Here is a 21,835-nt window from a genome sequence, read left to right as displayed (position 1 = left end):
TCCCCTTGCCGTGGTGAGGACAGATTCCCAATCACGGGCCCGGTGCCGCAGTCACGCACACTTCCGTTCTCGGGGTGGAGCAGGCTCTACCTCGGCAGCGAACGTCGCTCTGCAGAAGCGGCGGGGTAGACGGCCCGAGGCCTCGCCGTCCACCGTGGTCCCGGCGAACTGCATCGCCCGCAGCTCGCCGTGGAGGCCGCGGGGTAGTTGAGCTCGGGCTGCGAGAGGTGGCTGAGCCTGGCGATCTGTTCCTGTGTCAGCGTGACCTCGTCGAGGTTGCCCGATCCCACCAGGTCGTCGAGCGTTCGCACGGTCTCCTCGATCGGGGTGTTCCGATTCCCGGTTGTGCATCCAGCAGAGGTCGAAGTAGTTGGTATTCAGCCGCCTCAGTACCCGCTGCCGCCTCCTTGCCTGATCCTCTCCGTAGCTGCTTCTTGCGCCTGGTCCGGCCTTGAAGGTGGTGCGTCAACCGTGAGGTTGGCAACCCGGAGGACATGCGGAGGTGGAGATCGGTAGGCTGTCCCGGCGAGGGCTGCTAGCTCAATTGGCAGAGCAGGAGACTTTTAATCTTCGGGTTCAGGGTTCGAGTCCCTGGCGGCCCACCAAACCCCCAGGTCACAGGCCTGGGGGTTTCGCATTTCAAGATCGCTGATACGCCTTTGATGCGCTTTACTCTCTGACTCTCAACTTCCGGCCTCTCCCGGTTCGTCCTGCTCAGGCCGGTCGAGCGCCCCTTCCAACGCGTCAGCGGCCTTCCGATCGACCACCTTCCGAGCCAGGTAGGTGTCCTGAGTCATCGACGGCCGGGCGTGCCCGAGCTGGTCCGCGACGACCCGCGCGGAGAGCCCCGCCTCATCGAGGATGGTGGCCGCCGTCTTCCGGAAGACGTGCGAGGTCACCCAGGCGAACTCGTCGCCTCCACGAGCGTTGCGGAGGTCCCTGCGGGTGTTCGACGGGTCCCGCAGGCCACCGAGGCTGTTCGGGAAGACCGGCCCGTTGGGGAACAGCGTGACCTCAAGTCGCCGCCGCAACATGTCGAGCGCCCACTTGGGCAGCGGTAGCGTTCGCTCGCCAGCCTCCGTCTTGGTCGACTTCCTGATCAGCCCGAGGCCGCTGGCCCGAATGACCGTGTAGTTCACGACGACCGTGCCCGCCACGAAGTCGACGTCGTCCCAGTAGACGGCCAGCGCCTCACCGATCCGCGCACCCGTGGCCATCATGAACCGCGACAGGTCAGGCAGGTCCTTCCGAACCGCCACCGGATCGGACTCCAGCATCTCCAGCCACAACAAGCGCTCCTCCCGCGTGAGCGCCCTCGGGCTCTTCTTCCGCCCGCTCTCCAACGGGTCCGTGTCCCTCACGGGGTTCGTGTCGAGCGCCCTGTCTCGGACAGCGATTCGCAGGGCACCCGAGATCACCGAGCGCGCTGTCTTGGCACTGTCGACCCCGACCGACCGCCACAGCGCACCAAGAAACGCATCGATCCGCGCCACGGTCATCTCGCGAATCCGCAGCTCTCCGAGGCCGGGAAGGACATGCCGGCCGAGGATGCTCCGGTAGGTGTCGAGGCTGCTTGGCGACCGCTTGCCCATGTCCACGAGCTTCTGGAACTTCGCTTGCCAGGCTTCCAGCGCGTCCTTGAACCGACTGTCAGGCGTCAACGAGTCTCCAACCGGACCTTTGCGTTCAGTGAACGCCTTCTTGAGCCTCCGCTCAGCCTCAGGCTTGGTCTTCCCGCGCCGCAGCACCGGCCGCGTCTTGCCGTCGAAGTCGCGGTAGTTCGCGACGGCGATCCAGCCAGATTCCGTTTGACTGCAACGAATCTTGCCGTACGTGCCGATGTCGAGTGGTGGACGAGGCATCAGGCCGCCTCCTCAAGCAGGTGCTCGAACCAGCTCCGCACCTCGGACGGCAGGTACCGCAAGTGCTTCCCCAAGCGCCGTGCGGGCGGGCCGTAGTTCTTCGTCCGCCAGCCATAAAGCGTGTGGACCGGGACGTTCAGGTAGGCCGCAACGTCACTGACTGTCCACAGTGGCTCAAACCGGTGTGTCTCCATGATGTTCCCCCCTTTAGATCAAGCAGCTTCAGGTGTTGCCGAACTCCCCGGCGGTCCGGCGGACGCGAGCAATGCGGCCGTGTATTCGGCCTTCCACCTGCGACGTTCTGCGACAGCGCTCAACAGCAGGTGCGCCCGTGGCGGCACGTTCGGGTCGCCGGGCTGGACGTTGTTCCACACGACCCGCTGTGCCTGGTCCTCCTGCTTGATCCCGACGTCCGCGAGCAGCTGCCGAACGAAGGCCTTGCGGTCGTGCTTGTGGTCCGCGAGCGACTTCCCGGACCACTTCCGCGACACCAGGACCCGCCGACCAGCAACGCCGAGCGTGGTTCGCTTGTGCGCCTTGCCCTTGCACGTGCCCGGCACCGTCGACAGCCGAGCCCCACGAGGCTGCACGCCGTACAACAGCCAGAGCGGACACTGCGGCGAGCAGGGCGTCACGGCCAGCTCAGCGCACAGCCGTTCGGCGTGATCCTCCTGACGTACGGTCTGCGCCTCAAAGCACTCGTTGATGCTCTTGGTGAGGTACTTCGTCAGGTAGCCGATGTGGCGGCCGGCCTCGTCAGTTCCGCCGAGGATGCCCTTGGAGTGCACCTGCACACCGAACCGCGCGACGTGCGCCGGTCGCTCGACCTCATCGAGGGCGTCTTCCCAGGTAGGCAGGGCCATCCGCGTATGCGGATCAACGAAGCCCTTTGCCCGGACGTCCCACACCGGCAGGTTGTCACCGCTGTACTTGATCTCGTCATGCGCAGGCCACCAGACCTGGTGATACGTGGCCTCAGCGACCGCCCGCAGCTCAGCCCGCGAGATGGAGCCCCGAACCGCCGCGTGCCAATGCGGAGCCAACCGCCTCTGCGGTTCGACAGCGGAGAAGTACTGAACCTCCCAACCGACACAGCGCCGAAGGTTCTGCACGAACCGATCGAGCAGCGCCGCGAAGTGCACCGCGTCCCGAGCAGCGCGCCGGTAGTCGTACCTCGAGGGATCAACGGGCGTGCCGTCGTTGCGCACCTTCCCGTAGCTGTCGAGTGTCAGCGTGAGGAACGTCGAGGGCTGGTACTTGCCCCCGAACACCTTGCCCACGGTTCGCTTGCTGACCGGCCGTCGAGGCAGGTTGGGCGCGTCCTGCCGCCGCCTGGTCGAGCGCTTCCGAGCACCCTTGAGCGGCACCTCCAGCGAGGGGAGTGAACCGCGGACTCCAAGTTGCCGAAGTTCCTCATCAACCTCCGCGACCTCCTCCCGAACCTCCTCCGCCCCAACCTCATCGCCCTCATCGAGGGCCAGGCGGAAGGCCTTGACCAAGTCCGCCCGGTACGCAGTCAGCTCCCACTGTTCGTCGCTCGGAGCGTCCGGCGTGAAGTCGGGTTCCTCGGTGAGGTGCCACCCCTCGCGACACTGCGCCATCCGCAGACGGCGGTTCTTCTCCGCACACGTCGGACACACACTCGCGACTGTCGAGCCGCACGGCACGGGCACGATATCCACGCGTCCGGTGTCGAGGTCGATCCGTTCCTTGGCCAACGGCCGGACGCACACGCCGTGTTCTTCAGCGACAGCCCGAGCGATGTCGAGCGCGGCCGGCCGTTTCATCCGCTCGGAGCGGTTCAGGTACTCAGTCACGCTGCCTCACGCCCCTCAGCAATAGCCGGGAACTCGTGCACAGTCGCCGGGGCGAGGTAGACACCCAGTTCCACCAGGTCCGCATCCGTGACGTGGAAGGCCCGCGCCCTCTCCGGCTCGCGCTGCCCGTCCTCCTTGAGCCAGGCGACACCGGGCGTGTTCTCACTGATCTCATGAGCAGCCGCACCGCGTTGACGAACGCCATCGCCCAGCACCATGTCGACCTGGACCGGCTCATCAAGGCGCAACGCCACGCGGGTCGTGAACAGATGCCGGAAGCCGACGACCTCCTTGCGCGGGTCCTGGACCAGGCCGACGACGGCGTAGCCAGGAGCACGTCCCTGTGAGGTGATCGTCTGGACGGCACGCGTAGCGCGTTCGCGGAGGTTCCGGTCCGGCTGGTAGGCGATCAAATCGGCCAATTCATCCACGATCAGGACCGTGAACGGCTCACCCGTGCCACGCGCCCACAAGCGTCGGATGCCCCGATACCGTGCCGCACGTTCCTTGACTTCAGCGGCAATTTCTTCAAGCAGGGCAACAGCTTCAGGCCCGTTGTCGTAGATCACCTTCTCGAACGCGTCCGGGCACTGACCCAGCTCCATGCCGCCCTTGGGGTCGATCCCGACGAGGCGAACCATGCTCGCCTTGATGGCCGGGGCGAGCTGCCACACGATCGACCACAGCACCGAACCCTTGCCCGCGCCAGGCACACCAACCACGAGCACCTGAGAGCCGAGCAGCTTCAACCGCCACGGCTTACCGGTCTCGGTACGGCCAACGACTACGCGCTTGAGATCAACCTCTCCAACGGCCGCGAGCTGCGGAACGGCGACCGGACGCGACAGCGGATCAGAGTGGATGAAGTCGAGCTCAAGCACACTCGGCCGCAGCACCCGCACCCGACAGGACCGGGCGTTGAACGAGTGGGCCAGGTTGTCCCGACGCGCTTCCCACTGCTCCGGTGACTGCGCCGGGATCATCCGCACCCGGACCTTGTCCCGCCAGCCCTCAGACCGGACGCGGCGCAGCTTCGGGCGGTACTCCCGCCCACGGTTGTCCTTGGCCAGCTCAGCCAACCGCATCACAGTGCGCCACTGCGGCACGTACACCGTCACCCGCCGCCACTCCGTCAGGACGCGGTACCAGCCATGCCGCAGGAACGAGGCGCGGTCGAGGCCGTACCAAACCGTCAGCGCACACACGAGCGACAGCAGCGCCAGGACGAGCGGCGACAACCCGAACTGCTGGTATCCGAAGTAGCCACCGAGCCCGAACGTCACCGCAAGGGGGTACCGAACGGTCAGCACGACGAGCTTCACGGCCAGTCGGCCGGCGAACCAGATCAGCCCGAACGGCGCGAGCACGAGCTTGACCCAGCCGGGAAGCCATACCCACCAAGGAACCTGCGGCCGTGCACCCTCAAACGGCGCGGGATCGACCCAGCGGTTGCCCCTCATCGGACACCGCCAGCGCACGTGAGGCACTGAAAGACGCTGCCGACGCTCGGGATACGCCCAACAGGCCGGAAAGCTCCCGAACTAGTGGTCTGCTGCGTCTTGCAGATCAGGCACTCGAAGCCCTCCGCCTGTGCGGCCGTGAGTTCCATCGTCTCCAACGAGCCGCCGTCGAGCATGACGACGTAGCTGGAGACGGTCTGCTTGCTGGAGATCACCCGATCCCACAGCAGTTGCTTTGTGGCCCTGTCTAGCGCACGAATGCGCTCAGGCTCTACGCTCATCTTGTTCACTCCTGAGTTGGGTGGACAACGCAGGAGCGGCGAGGTTGGTAGCCGGGTTCCGCTCCTGCGTCTTACGTTCTCTTTGCACCGCAACAAGACGTGCGGCATCGCCACGTGACCCAGCAGAGTCACGCGCTCTGTCCAATAAGGACTTCTGCTACTTCTTCACGGTCTTGGTGACCTTGATTGCCTCGCCCTTCTCGCGCTCACGGTTCGCCCAGTACATGGCCTCGTGGTGATGAGTGCGGTCGCTCTCGGCGACTCGCGCGTAGATCGAGGCAGAGCGGAGGTAGTAGTCCCTCAGCACGCCGGGCGCAGCCTTGGGATTGGGCAAGAGCTTGCTCAACACGTCGTGCGCTTCGCTCAGCGTCCGAGCCTGCTCCGCCAGCCCCCAGTGCATGGCCTCAACTGCGGACATCAGGAGCCTCCTCCGCGAGCGAGTGACGCCCCTCCTGTCGAGCGGCAGAGGCCTGAAGAGCGCGCCACCCCTGGTCGAGCACGTCTCGCAGTTGCGGAACCACGTCGCGATCGATGACCAGGACGGCAGGGAAGGCGTTGCCGAAGCGGATCTCAATACGGTCGGCGAACGGCATTGCGAGGGGCCGCATCGGCACGTCAGCGGTCACGTGCACACGCACCAGGTCAGGCATCACGCCGCCTTAGCAGCTGGCTTGCTGACGACCGGCTTCATGCCGGAGGCCCGCAGGCTGTAGCCGAGCTTGGCGCGGCAGCGGTGACGCTCGCCCGCGTGCACCCCACGGCATGCCTTGTCATCGATCCACGGGGTGACGGTCAGCCCCTCGAACAGGACCGGCCGAACGTCCGTGCCGGGGATTGCCTCCGGCGGCACGGGCTGGTGAGGCGCGGAGATCTTCACCGTGACCACGGCGTCCGTCTTGCGCTCCGCCGCCTGATCGATCACCAGCACGGACCACACTAGGAGACCAGACTCCTTGTCCTTCTCCTGCTCCGGAGGCAACCCCTTCGTCCGCTCCTCAGCGGACTGAAACTTGAGCACGGGCTCGACGCCCATCACGAGCGCGCCCCTGGGAAACACGAAGTCGTGACCCGCAGGGAGCCTGCTCCCACCTGTGATCGCCATCGTGGCTCTCCTGTCGTAGGTGTCGTCCAGACCCGTTGTCTGGAGTTCTCGACAACTACGACTTTCGACTGAAAACCGGGACGGGAGCACCGCACAGCGGGACTTCTAGAGACGTCCTCGCTAACATAAGACGTCCCTAGCGTCCCTCAGGAAGCGATCATGGCGAACGAGCGACTACGAGATGCGTTGCTACGCAACGGACTCACATACGAGCAGGTAGCCAAGGCCACAGGCGTCGACCAGAAGACCGTCGAGCGCTGGATCACGAAGGCCCGCGCGCCGTACCCGCGCCACCGCAACACCATCGCGTCGATGGTCAAGGAAACCGAGACCTACCTCTGGCCGGACGCAGTCGCGCCAGAGCGGAAGGCAGAGATCACCGAGTCCGAGGTGGTCAAGCTCTATCCACACCGCAACTCGATCCCCCCAGACCTGTGGGACCACCTCATCACCAACGCCACCCGACACGTGGAGGTGCTGGTCCACGCCGGCATCTTCTTGGTGGAGCGCCCGACTTTCATGCGAGACCTGGCCAACAAGGCCGCGAACGGCGCACGTATCCGGCTGATCTTCGGCGACCCGGCCAGCCGCGAGGTCGCCAAGCGCAGCGACGAAGAGCAGCTTGGCAAGGGCACGCTCGGCTCCCGCATCCGCAACGCGCTCGCGTTCTACCGTCCACTGGTGGGCGTGGACGGCGTGGAGATGCGCTTCCACAAGACGACGCTCTACAACTCGATCTTCCGCTTCGACGACGAGATGGTCGTCAACACGCACGTCTACGGCTTCCAGGCCGCGCACGCACCGGCCCTGCACCTGCGTCGGCTCGCTGCGGGCGATCTCTTCGAGACCTACTCTGAGAGCTTCGAGCACGTCTGGAACCTGTCCAAGCCAGCAACGTTCTAGGGAGCCACATGGCCCGCGTGGACTACTTCCACGACCCCAACGCACCCAAAGCCAACAGCTTGCGACCCGCAGTCAGCGCGTTTGTTCAAGATGAGTCCGGCCAAGTATTGATGATTCGCCGCACGGACAACGACTTGTACGCCATCCCTGGAGGGCAACAAGAAGTGGGCGAGACTCTGACTCAAGCCGCAACACGGGAAGTACACGAAGAGACAGGACTTAAAATCGAGATAACAGGACTGATCGGCCTATACTCAAATCCAGACCATGTCATTGCTTACGATGATGGCGAAATTCGACAAGAATTTTCGATCTGTTTTCGAGGAAAAGTGACCGGAGGCCGTCTGTGCACCAGCAGTGAATCTAAGGAAGTACTGTGGATCCCGCCCCGAAGCATCGGCGAGCTGAACGTGCACCCGTCCATCTCACTGAGGATTAATCACGCCCTATCTGATCGACAAACTCCTTTCTTCACCTAATAATTTGCAACTAACCACACAGACAGCCTAGACACGAATGCGAAGCCTTGCCGGAACCCTGACCTGCTGCGTCAGCATCTGATACAAGTCGGCCTGCACAAGGTTGCGATCTTCCAATGTGACCGTGAGTGCGTAGGATTGCTCCTTGTAAGCCGCATTGTCTCTTGCCCATGTAGCAGCACGATGCGTTACCGCCACATAAAAGACCTCATCGTCATTGACAAATGAGTTCTTCGCGGTCCACTTACGCAACTGGAGCGTTGCACTGCTTACAGAGTCACTACCAGGCAGCAGCTTTGGACGCCTTCTATCCTTGATCAAATCCAAGCTATCGGTAGCCTGCTGCTTACGAAGGATCTCTTCCAGATCAGCCAAACTCACATCCCGATACAAATCAACCTGCATCGTCGCCGCCAGATACTCACGCCGCTGCCGCCTCACTGGCGGATCAAATGCGAGCGCAATTGTAATGTACCGCTCCCCGCCACTGCCGCGCCGAAAGATCTCCGGGACAGGCACCGGATGAATTCGAACTGTATCGACTGGCATATTTCCGTCGTAAGTCATAGTAGCGCATTGACGATCACTAACGATGGCCCGGTTGATACCCGGCAGACCAAGCCCAAAGCGCGCACTACGCCGCGTCTCATTCACGACATTATTGGCCGGATCCGGCAGTTTTGCCCCTAGAGCTACAAGCGCTCTGATTAGATTAGCGGAAGCATCCGGATACTCCTGTTGGACATCGGCCGCCGCGCGCGCAACCGCGGGTGCGGCATAGCTAGTTCCGTTGCACGACTTAAACATCTGTCCAGTCGCCGGATTGAATGCCGTACTCACAACGCCCGCGCCTGGATCATTCGGAACAACAATTCCCGAGTCGTTCATCGCAAAGTTTCCACCATAGTGGACCACATCCGGCTTGTTTCGACGTCTTTTGTTTACTCCGATTCCCGGTCCAGTGCGGCTGAACGGCGAGATATTACCCGCCTCAGCAATCGCCTTCCAGGCAAGTCGATTGGGAAGTTCCGCAACAGCGCCACTAAGGGCGACAGAACCTACCGTAATCGCAAGCGCGGCCGGCGCAGGTTCAGCAATCCGATGTTCCGGAGTATCAAGATAAGCCGGATAGTCGTCGCCCACGTGATGCCCGCTTGGGGTCTCCCCCGAGAAAGGGTTGATTGCGGAAACATTTCCTGTCGGCACTACTATCACAATATCCAACTCGCGCGCGAGCTCGTCTATGACCTCAGTGAGCGCCCCAAGGTGAACATCATTGAAAGGCTCACTATAGCCGATCGATAGGTTAAACACCTTCACGCCGTACTCCTTGTGAAGATGACGAATTCCTTCCTCGACCAGATCATGAGGAAAGCTTCGTGTGGCGAACCGAGGCGCGCCAGCAAGATTCTGAGGGTCCGGCTCTAGAATTCGCGCAACCCGCACCGAGCCGTGGGCTGTTATAGCTTCAACATCACGGAGCTGTTCATGGAGACGAGGAAAAAGGACGCGTCCAACTACTTCGGTTCCGTGATCACCAGGCTGTTGCCATGCATAGTCAGCGGGTCCAACCAGATCCACAGAATGAACCAATCCTGCCAACAACGGATGCCCCACCGCAGGCGCATCATCCAGTACGCCGACCGTCGCTGACGGAACCTCAACTCTAGTCAGTTCGGACGCAGCAAGGTTTCGCCAGTCCCGGAAATCCAGGAAAGGCACCGGAGGAGTACGAACTTGCTCGACGACGCTCACACTGAGCAGGTCGTTCAGACCGGTCTCATTCACTTGCGCTCGAATTACACTTCGTCGGGCAGAAATCGAGCGCAGAAGCTGTCGACCTCCAGAAATTGGAATAACAGTCTCTACAACTCCAGCCCGCCGCTGAGCCTCTTGATAGCTACCTGAGGGCCAGATCTCAATATCGACCAGGAACGAGCCAGCAGGAAGCGGAAGAGCAAGCCCCGGGCCGCGTCTATCTTCGGGGCCGTACGGCTCGATGTCTTCGATCAGGTCCAGAAGCGAAGAGAGTGTCCCTGCCGATGTGTAGCGCCTCAGCGCAGCGCCGAGGGTTGCTCCCTCATCACTGCTAAGTACAAAGTAGGTGTAGTTCACAGTCTCACCGAGGACCTGCAAGCCGCGATCTTCCAGCAAGCCATCCTTGGGACGTGCCACAGACTTGATCTTGAAGACCAGATCAGGATCGACGCCTGCGTTCAGGCGACGAGGAGCTGCAACGACCTGACTCAGTTCTTGCTGGAGATGCGCCCCGTGCGAGCCGCGATTGCGCTTCACTCCACCAGATCCGGCACCACCCGCACGACGTGATCCAACTGGGTGGGGATCGGGCAAAAGAAGGTGTCTCGGCATAGACCACAGCTCCTAGACCTCACCAAGGCCGAGCGGTCACGGATGCAATCGCTTCTCGAACATCGTCAGCATGCACCTCAGTGTTACCGCGCAGGAGAGCGAAGCGCCGAGCGTCAACCGCCAGCTTCTCGGCGGCAGCGTGAGGCAAGCCTTTTAGAGCGCTCGCAACCTTGTCTATATCTACACCTCGATGAGGCGCTAGGCGCAGCCGAAGACGAAGCAACCGACGAATCTCATGCACGGTGGGGTGCTGGAATTCCAAAACTTCATCAAAGCGGCGCCAGATCGCAGAGTCCATCAAATCGGGATGGTTCGTCGCTGCTAGCAGCAGACTGGGACCCCGGTAAGTATCAATCATCTGCAAGAACGCCGTCACTACGCGCTTCATCTCACCGTGCTCGCTTGCATCTTCACGGGAGCGCCCTAACGAGTCAAACTCATCGAAGAGGACAACGAATGGTGCCTGGTCAATGTAATCAAAGATGCGCCTCAGGTTACTTGCGGTTTCACCGAGATAAGACGACACCACTGCATCGATCCGAATGAGTAGGAATGGACGACCAAGTTCACTCGCAAGCGCCTCCGCCGCACTCGTCTTGCCACACCCAGGCGGCCCGCGGAACAGGAGACGCTGCCGACGGGGAATCCCCGCAGCATCTAGCTCGGACCACCGGCTTACTTCCGCGACAAACTGAGAAAGCACGTCACCGACTCTCGGCGACAGAATCAAGTCTTCAAAGAGGCGATCGGGAGTTCGTACCTCTGCCAACGGCCACTCGCCCTCGCGGTCCTTCGGAGGTTCGGGCAGTACGACGGTAGCGCTGGTGTCGAGGCTGCCGCCAGCCGCCAGCAACTTCTGAAGATCACGAGCCAGCGCGTGGTGTTGCTTGGCCTGCTCTTCCTCGATGATCTCCATGGCGACACGACGGAACGCTAGCTCGTCCCGGGTGTGAAACGCCCGAAACAAGGTCTTGAGGTGTCTGCCAGCGGCCATGAGTTGATGCTAGGCCGTCAGAGCTGGAGCGTGGCTACAACCCATGATTGACACGCAACGCTGCCGAAATTGGCTCTACAGGATCAAGGCCGCCGCTGGCGGCACGCTCCGCGCGTACAGCGAACACCATCCATCCCGGCACTCCCGGCATCCGCTTCGCTGCGCCGGTCGGCCGGGCGGCGCTGCGCGCCGTCCTCCGGCCTTGCCCTACCGACGAGCTCAACCTGTAGAGCTATGTCGGCCAGCAGCTCCCTACGAGCGCCGTCAGGGTCACCTCGGACTGGCCGGTCATGGCGCTCGACTGCCGCGACGGCTGCGCCGCCTTGCCACCGATCAGGCACCAGACGAAGCCGCGGAAACGTCCCGACGAACATCAGGCCGAGCCACCCCGACGCCGCGAGTATGACAACGGCCGGCGGCACCACGTCAAGGCTGAAACGAGTACCTTGACCCAGCACCACCGGCCGCGTTCTTGGGCTCAGTGTCGGGATGATGGCAGAAGAGTGGACGGTCCAAAAGGACCAAGATCATGATGCGCTTTAGTCTCGTAAAACGTCGATAAACGTCGAGAAGCGACTGTCCACAGTGCTCAGATCAAGACTGCATCCGCGCAGGTAGTGGACACTGTCGAGCAAGATCGGCGAACAACGCCAAGCGAAGGCTCTTACTCTTCGGGTTCAGGGTTCGAGTCCCTGGCGGCCCACCAAACCCCCAGGTCACAGGCCTGGGGGTTTCGCATTTCAAGATCGCTGACACCCGTGATGCGCCTGCCCCTCTGCTCTCAAAGCTGCGGTACCAGGGACTAAGACGTCAGTGATCTCGCCGGACGTCTGCGCTGGACCTTCGGATGGTTGAGAACGATCTAAAGCCTGGTTCGGGCCCCCTGCCTGGCTTCGCGCGGGAGGTCAGCCGAGTTCCAGAGTGGGTTTCAGCCTGGTCTGCCAACGTGTACCACGTGAGCGAAGCTGTTGAGCGGGTTGACGAGCATGACCAGGTCATTGGCGTCGTGGACCGAAGTGAGGCGATCCGTCGCGAATGGCTGCATCGAATCGCGACGATCGTGTGTCGTGACGCTGATGGGCGGATACTCGTGCACCGCCGCCCAGATGACGTCCAACTGTTCCCAGGTCAACTGAACTGGATGTTCGGGGGCGCTGTGGGAGTGGCCGAGTCGTATGAGGACGCCGCCGCGCGGGAACTGGAGGAGGAGCTCGGTGTGCGTGCTCGCCCTCGATTCGTGCTCAAGTTCTTGTGTGCAGGCGCGATCAGCCCGTATTGGCTAGGTCTGCATGAGGTCGTGATCACCGGGTGCGTTCGACCTGACTCTTCGGAGATCGCTTGGCATGACTGGCTGCCTGAGTCGGAACTGGTTGATCTGGTTCGCGATCAGGCGTTCGTTCCCGATGCCCGCGAGGCCTTCGACCGGTATCGCGCCCTGTTGTGACCTTCGACGCTGGGCTTCGGTCCGAGCCGACGGGACTCACGAGACGATAGTCGAGAGACCCGCACACGAGACTCACCCCGTTCGCCTTGCAAGGTCCGGTGCCCGTCGCGGCGCCGAACTGAAATCGCGTGCAGGCAGGGCTTTCCGGCACGTAGGGTGCGCGAGACCAAAGGGGGGTGCGGCATGACGAAGCTGAACCAGATCATCGCGGTGGAGAAGAGTGTCAAAGGGGGCACGCTTCGGGACCTCACCGACGCGCATCACGGGTTGCAGAAGCCCGCGCTGCTGGCCGGTATCTCCCGGACGTACCAGCCGAAGGACGAGGACGGCGAGGTGTTGCCGCCGGAGTCCACTCGCGTGCAGATCAAGGCCGAGGACGTGCTGCGGAAGACCGCTTCGGTGATGACTCGGCTCTTCGACGTGACGGCGACCAAGGACTGGGCCAACTGCGTCGCGAAGGCTGATGTGGTGGTGGACGGGCAGACCTTGCTTCGCGACGTGCCTGTGTCGTATCTGTTGTTCCTCGAGAAGCAGCTGACCGACCTGCACACGTTCGTGAAGAAGCTGCCGTTGCTGGACGCGGCCGAGGACTGGAACTTCGACGAGTCCGCCGACTACTGGCGCACTGAGCAGGTTCGGACCATCCGCACCAAGAAGGTGCCGCGCAACCACGTCAAGGCCGAGGCCACCGAGAAGCACCCGGCGCAGGTCGAGGTGTACTACGAGGACATTCCAGTGGGTTACTGGACCACGGTGAAGTTCTCCGGTGCGCTGCCTGCCCGTCGGGTCAACGAGCTCGTCGACCGGGTGGAGAAGCTTCAGCACGCGGTGAAGTTCGCCCGCGAGGAAGCCAACAACATGGAGATCACCGACGAGCGTGTCGGCGCGGTGGTCTTCGACTACCTGTTCCGATAGCGTCCACAGACTCCCCCGCTGGAGCGCGGGGGTGCGCTCCCCTTGGGAGCGTGAAAGCTGAAACTGAAACGTCAGCCTGAACCACTCGGTCACCAGTGCAGGTTCGAATCCTGTCCCCGGCACCATCGCGCCGGGGTAGCCCAATCGGTAGAGGCAGCCGGGATCAAGCTCAGACTCTCGCTCCAGAATCAGCATTTCCGCCGAACGCCAGATCAACCGGGAACGGACAAGACTCGCCGAGGTGCAGGTTCGAATCCTGCTGGCCGCTCTGCTCATGCGGCCGTAGCTCAACGGAAGAGCGCGGCGACCTAAGGACTGATCCGTCTCTTAAACGTCGCTGGTGTGCGCAAATGGGCGGCAAAACGGGGCCCTGGACTGGACATGTCCGGGGCCCCATCCGCGTTCAGGTGCCGTGCGGTGCGTTCAGGACGTGCGGCGGCGGCCTCACGTGGTTTCGGCTCCCAGGTCACGGCAGGGCCCACCACGGCGGCAGTGCGCTGGTCCAGGACGGACAGCCACAGTGCGGCTTCTGCGCCCTTGGACAGGCCCAGCGCGGAGAGTCTCTCGGCTCCCGACCCTCTCCGCCGTACCAGCGAAGTCCCAACGCCGTCAGGCCGGGCGCGGGCCAGGAGCCTGCATCGGTCGAGCGTGCCGAGGCCGTCAGTGGGCGATGACGTCGCCGGACTTCGTGGTCCGGCTCGGCAGCATCGCCGCCACGACGATCGTGGCCGCGGCCAGGACGGTGGCGATCACGAACGCCAGCTTCATGCCGCTCAGCTGCGCCAACGCCGCGGTGGTGCCGTCTGCGACCAGTTGGCCGGTGCGGGCGGACATCACGGTCACGACCAGGGCGGTGCCCAGGGCTGCCGCCACCTGCTGGAGCGTGCCGAGGATCGAGCTGCCGTGCGGGTACATGTTCGGCGGGAGCGCGCCCATGCCGAGGGTGAAGATCGGGGTGAACGTCGCTGCCAGGCTGATCATCAGGAGCACGTGCAGGGCGAGGATCTGCCAGTACGGCATGGTCATCGAGACCTGGGTGAAGCCGGCGAGGGAGAGCACGATGCCGATCGAGCCCGGCAGGACCAGCGGGCGGCTGCCGAGGCGGTCGTACAGGCGGCCGACGGTCGGGCCCAGCAGGCCCATGCCCAGGCCGCCCGGCATGAGGAGCAGGCCGGTCTGCAGCGGGGTGAGGCCTCGCAGGTTCTGCAGGTAGAGCGGGAGCAGGATCATCGAACCCATCATCGCCAGGAACGCGATGCACATCAGGGCCAGCGCCAGTGCGAAGGTGCGGTGCGTGAGGGTGCGCAGGTCCATGAGGGGCGCGCCGGTTCGCTGCAGTTTGAGCTGGCGGAGCACGAAGAACGCGATGGTGGCGGCGCCCGCGACGACGATGCCGATGCTCGGGCCCAGGTTCGACTCGCCCTCGCCGAAGAGGCTCAGGCCGTAGACGAGGCCGCCGAAGCCGAGGGTCGCCATGGCCGCGCTGGCCCAGTCGAGGGTGCTGACCTGAGGTTCGCCGATGTTGTCGAGGTGACGCAGGCCGAAGTAGGTCACGGCGCCGGCGATCGGGAGGACGGCCACGAACAGCAGGCGCCAGGAGCCCAGTTGCAGGATCACGCCGGAGATGGCCGGGCCGAGGGCCGGGGCCACTGAGATCGCGAGCGTCACGTTGCCCATGACGCGGCCGCGGTCCTGCTCCGGCACGACGGTCATCAGCGTGGTCATCAGCAGCGGCATCATCACGGCCGTGCCCGCGGCCTGCACGATGCGGCCCAGCAGCAGGATCGTGAACGACGGCGCGGCGGCGGAGATGGCGGTGCCGGCGAGGAAGACGCCCATCGCGATCGCGTAGCCCTGGCGGGTGGTGACGCGCTGCAGGAACCAGCCGGTGACCGGAATCACGGCGGCCATGGTGAGCATGAACGCGGTGGAGACCCACTGCGCGGCCTGTTCGGTGACGTGCATCGACTCCATCAGGCGCGGAATCGCGTTGATCATGAGCGTTTCGTTGAGGATCACGACGAACGTCGCCAGCACCAGCAGGCGCACCACCAGGGGTGTCTTCCCCGCTTGTGCGGTCGGCCGGTCTTGGATCGCAGCAGGCATGTCAGGCCCTCACTAGGTTGCTGGCATCAGGTTCTTCGCGACACCGGTGGAGACCCGCAACGCTGTAGGAACTCATCGGTACACCCGAGTCTTCCTCATCGTCGCCCCGGTCTCACCCGGTTTCTCGTCCGTCTACTCATGCGTCGAACGGCCAGACCGCGAATCGACATGCCGGTCCGCAGGTTTTTCCGGATGGGGTCGAGGCTGGGTGAGTTGATCGACGAGTACGGCGTTCCAGGTGCTCAGGTGGCCGTGCCGACCAACAGCCTGCACGACGAAGCGCCTCAGACCACGGGCTGAGGGTGGAGTCGGACCGCGGGCCGATCACAGGCGGTCGTAGCGCTGGAAGCGTCGACGACCATGAGGTTTCCGAACGGGTGGGTTGGTGGCACGGCTCTCGCACTGGGGCCGGTGCTGTTGCTGGCGGGCACGCTGTTGCGGTCGCCGTTCAACTTCTTCTTCCCCGACCAGCTGCGGGCGGTGGCCGAGCACCCGGAGTTGATGCGGGCGGCGTACACGGCGTTTCTGGCGGGAAACGTTGTGATGTGGGCGGCGGTCGCCTGCCTGGTGCAGCGGATCGGCACCGAGAACCCCAGGTGGGCGGCTTGGGGCGGGATGCTGGTGACGGTCGGGTTGTTCGAGCGGACCTTTCACGCCGGGGTGGATCAGGCGGCGTTCAGCGCCACCAGGCAGCTGGGCGTCGAGGGAGCGACGGAGCTGGTGGCGAAGGGATATGGAGAGCTGCACCTGTTCAGCTTCCTGTCCTTCACGATCATGTTCGGCTGGTTCGTGCTGGCCTTCGGGGCGTACCGGTCCGGAGCGCTCGGCAAGACCAGGTCGGTGGCGCTGGCGACCATGGGGTTGTTGCCTCTCGGGGTTCTGAAAGGCACCGAAATGCTGTCGATCGTCGGAACGGCCGGGTTGTGCATTGCGTTGGTGCCGCTGGGGATTCTGGTGCTGCGCGAGCAGCCGCGGCCGACGCGGAGGAACGTGCTGACGGCGGTGCCGGTGGCGCTCGGACTAGGGGCGCTCGCGGTCCTGAGCACGCTCGGATGAGGCGAACGGCACCGCGAACCACAGGCCGGTGAAGACGACGAACGCCAGCACGCCGACCACGATCGCAGGCCAGCCGTCCAGGATCACCTCGGCGAGCAGCAGGACGGTGCCGGTCATCGCCAGAGCCAGGAAGGCCATGCCCACCAGGGCGAACGTGTTGCCGTAGCGGACGACGTCCTCGCGGCGGCCCTGGCGGAACAGGACGCGGTGCCACGCTGCGGGAGCGGTGAGGAAGGCGACGGCCGCCGCCGCGCACAGCACCGCGACGAGGTGGGTGACACGGATGTAGCCACCCACGTTGGCGTACTTGTCGGTGAAGGCGATGGAGAGGAGGAAACCGAACAGGATCTGCACGCCGGCCTGAGCCACGCGGAGCTCCTGGAGCAGCTCGTTCACGTTGCGGGCGAGTCTGCGCTGCTGAGATTCCTCGGCTTCGCTCACCACAGCCGCGTACCCGCCTCCGAGCAGTTGAAACGCCGAATGGCGGAGCTGGGCCGTTGGCACTAGGCAGGTGATCCATGAAGACGCTTGCAGTCGCGGTCGCCGCCGCGCTCGTGTTCACCGGAACCGCGCACGCCGAACCCGCGAAGGTGGCTCACACGTCCGCGAAGTTCGAGAGTTACAGCGCCGCGGCGAAGGCCGTCACGTACGACGCCAAGGTCCCGGCAGGAGCCAGGGTCACCGCCGTCGGAGTGCCGACGGTCCGTGGCGGCACGACAGTGTTGTTGGTGCTGAGCGGATTGCAGCCGCACCGGACTTACGGCGCGCACGTCCACGTGAAGAAGTGCGGTGCGGCTCCGGCGGATTCGGGGCCGCACTTCCAGAACGTCGCCGACCCGGTGCAGCCGTCCGTCGATCCGGCCTATGCCAACCCCCGCAACGAGATCTGGCTCGACGTGCACACCGACGGCAACGGGTTCGCCCACACGGAGTCCTCCGTGGACTGGCAGTTCACCGAACGGCGCGCGCAGTCCGTGGTGCTGCACAACGAACACACGCACACCAAGCCCGGCGAGGCAGGCACCGCCGGGCCACGACTGGCGTGCGTGAACGTCGAGTTCTAGATCCGGTTGATCACGAACTAGCCTCTTGTAATCACAAAAAAATCAGTGACGAACGCGACCGGGTCACCCGCGGTGTTGCGGCCGACCCAGGTCGGGTAGACGCCGTCGCCCCAGCCGGTCGAGAACGCGACGACGTTCAGGCCGGTCCGGGCGTCGGTCACGTTGGCGGGGCCACGGCCGCCGCCCACGGCGCCGAGCGCGTCGATCAGGGCGCAGTTGCCCAACGCGTCGTCGCCCGCCAGGCGGTCCAGCGCCGACGCGGCGGCGAGGTCGAAGAACGCGCCGGTGCTCGACTTCACCTCGTAGCCGAACTCCGGCATCACCGGCAGCATCGGCACGTGCTCGCCGGGGACCACCGCCGGGCGCCACGAGTACGCGGGCTCGTCCTTCACGGTCACCTTGGCGGCCGCTACGCGGTAGCCCTGCCGCTCGTCCGGCAACCCGTCGCCGTCGATGTACGAGACCAGCGAGACCGACACCGGGTACGTGCCCGGCTCGACCTCGTCGGTGAACGACTCGGCGTCCTCCGGCCACACGACGAACGGGTCCGCCGCCACGAGTCTGCCCGTCGGCAGGGCCAGCTCACCCACCTGCTGAACGGCGATGACCTGCTGTTCGCCGCCGCCGGTCGGCATGCCGACCGGTCCGTCGACGAAGAACCGCTCGAACCCGGACCTGATCAGTGCAACCGCCCCCATGAGCTAGGCCACCTCCAAGGGCATGTTGGCAGAAGGGTCTGACACCCGATCGGGGCACCGGGGGTGTTCGCGTTCAGTGAAGTCTGCGATACCGCAAGGAATCCGCTGCCACGCTGGTCAGCATGGGGACGATCGAAGTGGTGCTCGGCGACATCACGCAACAAAGAGTTGACGTCATCGTCACGGCGGCCAACGAGTCGTTGCTCGGTGGCGGTGGCGGTGGCGTTGACGGCGTGATCCATCGAGCGGCGGGGCCGAGGCTCGCGGAGGCGGGGTCCAGGCTGGCGCCGTGCGAACCGGGCAAGGCCGTCGCCACGCCTGCCTTCGACCTCGCGCCGGTCAAGCACGTGATCCACACGGTGGGGCCGGTCTGGGAGGACGGCGAGCAGGGTGAGGACGAGGTGCTCACCAGCTGTTACGTCGAGTCGCTCCGGCTGGCCGAGCGGCTCGGGGCGGAGAGCATCGCGTTCCCGGCCATCGCGACGGGGATCTACGGGTTCCCGGTGGAACGTGCCGCGGAGATCGCGGTGCGAACCGTCCGCTCGTTGCCGATCGTCGACAACATCCGGCTGGTGGCGTTCGATCGGGAGACCTACGAGGCGATAGTGGTCACTCTCGGTGAAGATCGCGGCAGGTCAGTGCCGTAACCTGAGGGGCGTGTCCGTTCCCTCCACGCTGAAGATCGGCCCGTTCGCCGTCGACCCGCCCGTTGTGCTGGCCCCCATGGCCGGCATCACCAACGTGGCGTTCCGGCAGCTGTGCCGTCAGTACGGGGCCGGGCTCTACGTCTGCGAGATGATCACCGCCCGCGCCCTCGTGGAACGCGACGCGATGACCATGCACATGATCACGTTCGACGAGGGGGAGAGCCCCCGCTCGATGCAGCTCTACGGCGTGGATCCGCGCAACGTCGGCGAGGCCACGAAGATGATCGTGGACGAGAACCTCGCCGACCACATGGACATGAACTTCGGTTGTCCGGTGCCCAAGGTGACGCGCAAGGGCGGCGGCGCGGCGCTGCCGTACAAGCGCGAACTGTTCCGGCAGATCGTGCGGGCCGCGGTGCGCAACGCCGGGGACATGCCGGTGACCGTGAAGTTCCGCATCGGCATCGACGACGACCACCTGACGTACCTCGACGCGGGACGCATCGCGCAGGACGAGGGTGCACAGGCCGTGGCACTGCACGCGCGCACAGCGTCGCAGCGGTACTCCGGCAAGGCCGACTGGACGGCCATCGCGCGACTCAAGGAGGCCGTGACCAGCATTCCGGTGCTGGGCAACGGCGACATCTTCAGTGCTCAGGACGCGCTCGACATGGTCGCTGAGACGGGGTGCGACGGCGTGGTCGTCGGGCGTGGGTGTCTCGGCAGGCCGTGGCTGTTCCGGGACCTGCAGGCGGCGTTCCGGGGCGAGCCGATCCCCGAGGGTCCGAGCCTCGGGGAGGTCGCGGACGTGCTGCGCAGGCACGCCGAGTTGCTCGCGGCGCACGACGGCGAGCACAAGGGGTTGCGTGACCTGCGCAAGCACATGGCCTGGTACTGGCACGGCTTCCCGGTCGGCGGCGACACGCGGCGGGCGTTCGCGATGGTGTCGAGCCTGCAGGAACTGGACGACCTCATCGGCACGCTCGACCGGTCGGTGCCGTTCCCCGAGAACGCCGAGGGCCCGCGCGGCAGGCAGGGCTCGTCGGCGAAGGTCGTGCTGCCCGAGGGCTGGCTGGACGACCCGGAGGACGCCACGGTGCCCTCGGGTGCGGACGTGATGCACTCCGGTGGCTGAACGCGTCGCGGTCCTCCTGGCCTCGCTCGCGCTGGTCGCGGGCTGCGGCGGTCCGGTCGCGGGCTCCGCGAAGCCGGTCCGGCTGAGCGACGGCGACCGCGCCAAGTTCAAGGAGTACTACGCCCAGGTCAACAAGGCCGGTGACGAGAGCGCGTCCAAACAGGCACAGCTCCTGAAGGACACGCAGCACCCGGACTTCAGGCAGAAGGCCTGCGACCTGCGCGGCGCGACGATCAAGGTCGAGCCCACGTGGACCACGCTGCGGACGGACGCCGACTGGGCGCCACCAGGCGAGAAGGCCCATCCCCGTGGCGACGTGTACGTCGTGGCCGTCACGATCACGCTGCGGCAGGAGGATCAGGCCATCGGCAGCCAGATCGGGTCGCTGCACGTCGTGCTCCTGGACGACGAGGTGTACGGGTTCGCGCCCTGCCTCGGTGGCTGAACGGATTGTTGATCTTCCAAGCTCACTGGATCGGAGCAGCTGACGGTCAACCGGACGGGGGAAATCCCACCCCCACGTGTCCTTCTTGCTCAAGCGCCGCCTACTTGGGGACGACACCTGCCAAGTAAGGAGGTGACCGCGATGACCGCGCTGCGACCCGAAACCGCAGAGACCCAGCAGGCCGACGCCCCAGTCGACAAGCAGGGTCCTGGCCTTGTGGGGCTGCACGAGTCCATCGCGACGTTGCTCGCCTCCCGCGGCCAGTGGCGCCAGGCGTACCTGCACCTGCGTTCCGCGCTCGACCTCGTCCACGCGGACCAGGTCGAGGAGCCGCACGTTCCGGAACAGCTGCGCCGCGAGGTCGAGCTGCTGCGCCGGGAGCACGCCGAGGCACGCGAGCAGAGCCTGCGCGACAGCCTCACCGACTCCTACAACCGCCGTTACCTCGACCAACGGCTGATGGACCTGCTGACCGAGCACGGAGCTTGCCGGCACGGGCTCGCCATAGCGCTGATCGACCTCGACTGGTTCAAGCAGGTCAACGACACCTTCGGCCATCTCCTCGGCGACCGGGTGCTGCAGCGCGTGGTCGAGATGCTGCAGCAGGGCCTGCCCGAGGGCGCCTTCTGCGCCCGCTACGGCGGCGAGGAGTTCGTGCTCGTGCTGCCCCGCGTCGACGCCTCCAGCGCCCTGGAGATCGTCGAGAAGGCCCGGGAACGTGTCGAGCGTCACCCGTGGCAGGAGATCGCGCCAGGGCTGCGCGTGACCGTCAGCGCGGGCCTCGCGTACGAACCGCCCGCGGACGAGGCACCGGAACGTCCGGCCGTCAGCGCCGAGCAGCAGTTGCTCCGCGCCGACAGCCTCCTCTACACGGCTAAGCAGTCGGGACGCAACGCGGTGGCGTACCGTGCCGATGGACGGGTTCGCCTCGCAGGTGCTGCCGCTGGCAGGCGTGCGATCACTGAGACACGTGTTCTCGGTTACTACTGAGTGACCTGGCTCACCCGTTCAGGGCAAGCAGACTGCTCGTAATCGCGTACGGATCGCAGCTCTATCA

The 21,835-nt window shown here is 64.8% G+C and carries 24 protein-coding genes and 1 tRNA gene; 11 read left to right on the top strand and 14 right to left on the bottom strand.

The window, feature by feature from the left end; translation table 11 throughout:
• Positions 1 to 86: 86 nt before the first annotated feature.
• Positions 87 to 311, bottom strand: coding sequence for a hypothetical protein (locus tag ACIRG5_RS14345; protein ID WP_402904696.1), 225 nt, complete (start codon positions 309 to 311; stop codon positions 87 to 89).
• A 218-nt stretch (positions 312 to 529) separates the two neighbouring features.
• On the opposite strand from ACIRG5_RS14345, the gene ACIRG5_RS14340 reads away from it, so the two are divergent.
• A tRNA-Lys gene (locus tag ACIRG5_RS14340) sits at positions 530 to 605 on the top strand.
• Between the two features lie 78 nt (positions 606 to 683).
• On the opposite strand, the gene xerC is transcribed toward ACIRG5_RS14340, so the two are convergent.
• From xerC to ACIRG5_RS14300, 8 genes are all read right to left on the bottom strand, one after another.
• A complete protein-coding gene (xerC, locus tag ACIRG5_RS14335; RefSeq protein ID WP_402904694.1) occupies positions 684 to 1,862 on the bottom strand; it encodes a tyrosine recombinase XerC in 1,179 nt (392 codons plus the stop codon).
• Positions 1,862 to 2,056, bottom strand: coding sequence for a helix-turn-helix domain-containing protein (locus ACIRG5_RS14330; protein ID WP_402904692.1), 195 nt, complete (start codon positions 2,054 to 2,056; stop codon positions 1,862 to 1,864). Before ACIRG5_RS14330 ends, xerC begins: the two co-directional genes overlap by 1 nt.
• Before the next feature lie 18 nt (positions 2,057 to 2,074).
• The gene (locus ACIRG5_RS14325; RefSeq protein ID WP_402904938.1) at positions 2,075 to 3,649 is read right to left on the bottom strand and encodes a replication initiator; all 1,575 of its coding nucleotides are present in this window, start codon (positions 3,647 to 3,649) and stop codon (positions 2,075 to 2,077) included.
• 26 nt (positions 3,650 to 3,675) lie between these two features.
• Positions 3,676 to 5,139, bottom strand: coding sequence for an FtsK/SpoIIIE domain-containing protein (locus ACIRG5_RS14320; protein WP_402904690.1), 1,464 nt, complete (start codon positions 5,137 to 5,139; stop codon positions 3,676 to 3,678).
• A complete protein-coding gene (locus tag ACIRG5_RS14315; RefSeq protein ID WP_402904689.1) occupies positions 5,136 to 5,420 on the bottom strand; it encodes a hypothetical protein in 285 nt (94 codons plus the stop codon). The genes ACIRG5_RS14320 and ACIRG5_RS14315 overlap by 4 nt, the downstream gene beginning before the upstream one ends.
• A gap of 157 nt (positions 5,421 to 5,577) precedes the next feature.
• A complete protein-coding gene (locus ACIRG5_RS14310) occupies positions 5,578 to 5,838 on the bottom strand; it encodes an AMED_5909 family protein (protein WP_402904687.1) in 261 nt (86 codons plus the stop codon).
• Positions 5,825 to 6,070 (bottom strand): hypothetical protein, encoded by a 246-nt coding sequence (locus tag ACIRG5_RS14305; RefSeq protein WP_402904685.1) that lies wholly within the window; start codon positions 6,068 to 6,070, stop codon positions 5,825 to 5,827. Before ACIRG5_RS14305 ends, ACIRG5_RS14310 begins: the two co-directional genes overlap by 14 nt.
• Complete coding sequence (locus ACIRG5_RS14300) at positions 6,070 to 6,522, bottom strand: hypothetical protein (RefSeq protein ID WP_402904683.1); 453 nt, start codon at positions 6,520 to 6,522, stop codon at positions 6,070 to 6,072. The genes ACIRG5_RS14305 and ACIRG5_RS14300 overlap by 1 nt, the downstream gene beginning before the upstream one ends.
• 159 nt (positions 6,523 to 6,681) lie before the next feature.
• Here ACIRG5_RS14300 and ACIRG5_RS14295 point away from each other — a divergent pair, with 159 nt between their 5' ends.
• Together ACIRG5_RS14295 and ACIRG5_RS14290 are read left to right on the top strand one after the other, a co-directional pair.
• Positions 6,682 to 7,425, top strand: coding sequence for a DUF5919 domain-containing protein (locus ACIRG5_RS14295; protein WP_402904681.1), 744 nt, complete (start codon positions 6,682 to 6,684; stop codon positions 7,423 to 7,425).
• 8 nt (positions 7,426 to 7,433) lie between these two features.
• Entirely contained in the window at positions 7,434 to 7,904 is a 471-nt protein-coding gene (locus ACIRG5_RS14290; protein ID WP_402904679.1) for an NUDIX hydrolase, read from the top strand.
• A 27-nt stretch (positions 7,905 to 7,931) separates the two neighbouring features.
• Here the strand turns inward: ACIRG5_RS14290 and ACIRG5_RS14285 are convergent, their stop codons facing one another.
• Together ACIRG5_RS14285 and ACIRG5_RS14280 are read right to left on the bottom strand one after the other, a co-directional pair.
• Positions 7,932 to 10,199 carry a S8 family peptidase gene (locus ACIRG5_RS14285; protein ID WP_402904677.1) on the bottom strand — a complete coding sequence of 756 codons (2,268 nt, stop codon included), beginning with the start codon at positions 10,197 to 10,199 and terminating at the stop codon, positions 7,932 to 7,934.
• 94 nt (positions 10,200 to 10,293) lie between these two features.
• Positions 10,294 to 11,268 carry an AAA family ATPase gene (locus ACIRG5_RS14280; protein ID WP_402904675.1) on the bottom strand — a complete coding sequence of 325 codons (975 nt, stop codon included), beginning with the start codon at positions 11,266 to 11,268 and terminating at the stop codon, positions 10,294 to 10,296.
• A gap of 955 nt (positions 11,269 to 12,223) precedes the next feature.
• On the opposite strand from ACIRG5_RS14280, the gene ACIRG5_RS14275 reads away from it, so the two are divergent.
• Together ACIRG5_RS14275 and ACIRG5_RS14270 are read left to right on the top strand one after the other, a co-directional pair.
• Positions 12,224 to 12,712, top strand: coding sequence for an NUDIX hydrolase (locus ACIRG5_RS14275; protein ID WP_402904673.1), 489 nt, complete (start codon positions 12,224 to 12,226; stop codon positions 12,710 to 12,712).
• A 183-nt stretch (positions 12,713 to 12,895) separates the two neighbouring features.
• The gene (locus tag ACIRG5_RS14270) at positions 12,896 to 13,627 is read left to right on the top strand and encodes a hypothetical protein (RefSeq protein WP_319976700.1); all 732 of its coding nucleotides are present in this window, start codon (positions 12,896 to 12,898) and stop codon (positions 13,625 to 13,627) included.
• A gap of 660 nt (positions 13,628 to 14,287) precedes the next feature.
• Here the strand turns inward: ACIRG5_RS14270 and ACIRG5_RS14265 are convergent.
• Positions 14,288 to 15,733 carry a DHA2 family efflux MFS transporter permease subunit gene (locus ACIRG5_RS14265; protein WP_402904671.1) on the bottom strand — a complete coding sequence of 482 codons (1,446 nt, stop codon included), beginning with the start codon at positions 15,731 to 15,733 and terminating at the stop codon, positions 14,288 to 14,290.
• Positions 15,734 to 16,093: 360 nt separating this feature from the next.
• On the opposite strand from ACIRG5_RS14265, the gene ACIRG5_RS14260 reads away from it, so the two are divergent.
• A complete protein-coding gene (locus tag ACIRG5_RS14260; protein WP_402904669.1) occupies positions 16,094 to 16,789 on the top strand; it encodes a hypothetical protein in 696 nt (231 codons plus the stop codon).
• On the opposite strand, the gene ACIRG5_RS14255 is transcribed toward ACIRG5_RS14260, so the two are convergent.
• Complete coding sequence (locus ACIRG5_RS14255) at positions 16,754 to 17,230, bottom strand: DUF6328 family protein (protein ID WP_402904667.1); 477 nt, start codon at positions 17,228 to 17,230, stop codon at positions 16,754 to 16,756. The genes ACIRG5_RS14260 and ACIRG5_RS14255 overlap by 36 nt on opposite strands.
• A 77-nt stretch (positions 17,231 to 17,307) precedes the next feature.
• On the opposite strand from ACIRG5_RS14255, the gene ACIRG5_RS14250 reads away from it, so the two are divergent.
• Positions 17,308 to 17,853 (top strand): superoxide dismutase, encoded by a 546-nt coding sequence (locus tag ACIRG5_RS14250; RefSeq protein ID WP_402904666.1) that lies wholly within the window; start codon positions 17,308 to 17,310, stop codon positions 17,851 to 17,853.
• Between the two features lie 17 nt (positions 17,854 to 17,870).
• Here the strand turns inward: ACIRG5_RS14250 and ACIRG5_RS14245 are convergent, their stop codons facing one another.
• Positions 17,871 to 18,551, bottom strand: a complete 681-nt coding sequence (locus ACIRG5_RS14245) for a DUF4241 domain-containing protein (RefSeq protein ID WP_402904664.1) — start codon at positions 18,549 to 18,551, stop codon at positions 17,871 to 17,873.
• A 122-nt stretch (positions 18,552 to 18,673) separates the two neighbouring features.
• Between ACIRG5_RS14245 and ACIRG5_RS14240 the strand changes: the two genes are divergently transcribed.
• The 4 genes from ACIRG5_RS14240 to ACIRG5_RS14225 all read left to right on the top strand — a co-directional run bounded on the left by ACIRG5_RS14240 (position 18,674) and on the right by ACIRG5_RS14225 (position 21,768).
• Positions 18,674 to 19,198: a macro domain-containing protein gene (locus ACIRG5_RS14240; RefSeq protein WP_402904662.1), complete on the top strand. Its 525-nt coding sequence runs from the start codon at positions 18,674 to 18,676 to the stop codon at positions 19,196 to 19,198.
• A gap of 10 nt (positions 19,199 to 19,208) precedes the next feature.
• Positions 19,209 to 20,333: a tRNA dihydrouridine synthase DusB gene (dusB, locus tag ACIRG5_RS14235; RefSeq protein WP_402904660.1), complete on the top strand. Its 1,125-nt coding sequence runs from the start codon at positions 19,209 to 19,211 to the stop codon at positions 20,331 to 20,333.
• Complete coding sequence (locus ACIRG5_RS14230) at positions 20,326 to 20,778, top strand: hypothetical protein (protein ID WP_402904659.1); 453 nt, start codon at positions 20,326 to 20,328, stop codon at positions 20,776 to 20,778. The genes dusB and ACIRG5_RS14230 overlap by 8 nt, the downstream gene beginning before the upstream one ends.
• A 141-nt stretch (positions 20,779 to 20,919) precedes the next feature.
• Positions 20,920 to 21,768, top strand: coding sequence for a GGDEF domain-containing protein (locus ACIRG5_RS14225; RefSeq protein ID WP_319976689.1), 849 nt, complete (start codon positions 20,920 to 20,922; stop codon positions 21,766 to 21,768).
• Positions 21,769 to 21,835: the final 67 nt, after the last annotated feature.

The organism is Lentzea sp. NPDC102401 (assembly GCF_044765805.1).
In the GTDB taxonomy this organism is placed as follows: Bacteria; Actinomycetota; Actinomycetes; order Mycobacteriales; family Pseudonocardiaceae; genus Lentzea; species Lentzea sokolovensis.
This window is presented reverse-complemented; position numbering and strand designations above follow the sequence as displayed.

Excerpts from the sequence above, each read along its gene's own strand:
- xerC (WP_402904694.1), bottom strand. The coding sequence starts at position 1,862 with ATGCCTCGTCCACCACTCGACATCGGCACGTACGGCAAGATTCGTTGC.
- ACIRG5_RS14330 (WP_402904692.1), bottom strand. The coding sequence starts at position 2,056 with ATGGAGACACACCGGTTTGAGCCACTGTGGACAGTCAGTGACGTTGCG.
- ACIRG5_RS14325 (WP_402904938.1), bottom strand. The coding sequence starts at position 3,649 with ATGAAACGGCCGGCCGCGCTCGACATCGCTCGGGCTGTCGCTGAAGAA.
- ACIRG5_RS14320 (WP_402904690.1), bottom strand. The coding sequence starts at position 5,139 with ATGAGGGGCAACCGCTGGGTCGATCCCGCGCCGTTTGAGGGTGCACGG.
- ACIRG5_RS14315 (WP_402904689.1), bottom strand. The coding sequence starts at position 5,420 with ATGAGCGTAGAGCCTGAGCGCATTCGTGCGCTAGACAGGGCCACAAAG.
- ACIRG5_RS14310 (WP_402904687.1), bottom strand. The coding sequence starts at position 5,838 with ATGTCCGCAGTTGAGGCCATGCACTGGGGGCTGGCGGAGCAGGCTCGG.
- ACIRG5_RS14305 (WP_402904685.1), bottom strand. The coding sequence starts at position 6,070 with ATGCCTGACCTGGTGCGTGTGCACGTGACCGCTGACGTGCCGATGCGG.
- ACIRG5_RS14300 (WP_402904683.1), bottom strand. The coding sequence starts at position 6,522 with ATGGCGATCACAGGTGGGAGCAGGCTCCCTGCGGGTCACGACTTCGTG.
- ACIRG5_RS14295 (WP_402904681.1), top strand. The coding sequence starts at position 6,682 with ATGGCGAACGAGCGACTACGAGATGCGTTGCTACGCAACGGACTCACA.
- ACIRG5_RS14290 (WP_402904679.1), top strand. The coding sequence starts at position 7,434 with ATGGCCCGCGTGGACTACTTCCACGACCCCAACGCACCCAAAGCCAAC.
- ACIRG5_RS14280 (WP_402904675.1), bottom strand. The coding sequence starts at position 11,268 with ATGGCCGCTGGCAGACACCTCAAGACCTTGTTTCGGGCGTTTCACACC.
- ACIRG5_RS14270 (WP_319976700.1), top strand. The coding sequence starts at position 12,896 with ATGACGAAGCTGAACCAGATCATCGCGGTGGAGAAGAGTGTCAAAGGG.
- ACIRG5_RS14265 (WP_402904671.1), bottom strand. The coding sequence starts at position 15,733 with ATGCCTGCTGCGATCCAAGACCGGCCGACCGCACAAGCGGGGAAGACA.
- ACIRG5_RS14260 (WP_402904669.1), top strand. The coding sequence starts at position 16,094 with ATGAGGTTTCCGAACGGGTGGGTTGGTGGCACGGCTCTCGCACTGGGG.
- ACIRG5_RS14250 (WP_402904666.1), top strand. The coding sequence starts at position 17,308 with ATGAAGACGCTTGCAGTCGCGGTCGCCGCCGCGCTCGTGTTCACCGGA.
- ACIRG5_RS14245 (WP_402904664.1), bottom strand. The coding sequence starts at position 18,551 with ATGGGGGCGGTTGCACTGATCAGGTCCGGGTTCGAGCGGTTCTTCGTC.
- ACIRG5_RS14240 (WP_402904662.1), top strand. The coding sequence starts at position 18,674 with ATGGGGACGATCGAAGTGGTGCTCGGCGACATCACGCAACAAAGAGTT.
- ACIRG5_RS14225 (WP_319976689.1), top strand. The coding sequence starts at position 20,920 with ATGACCGCGCTGCGACCCGAAACCGCAGAGACCCAGCAGGCCGACGCC.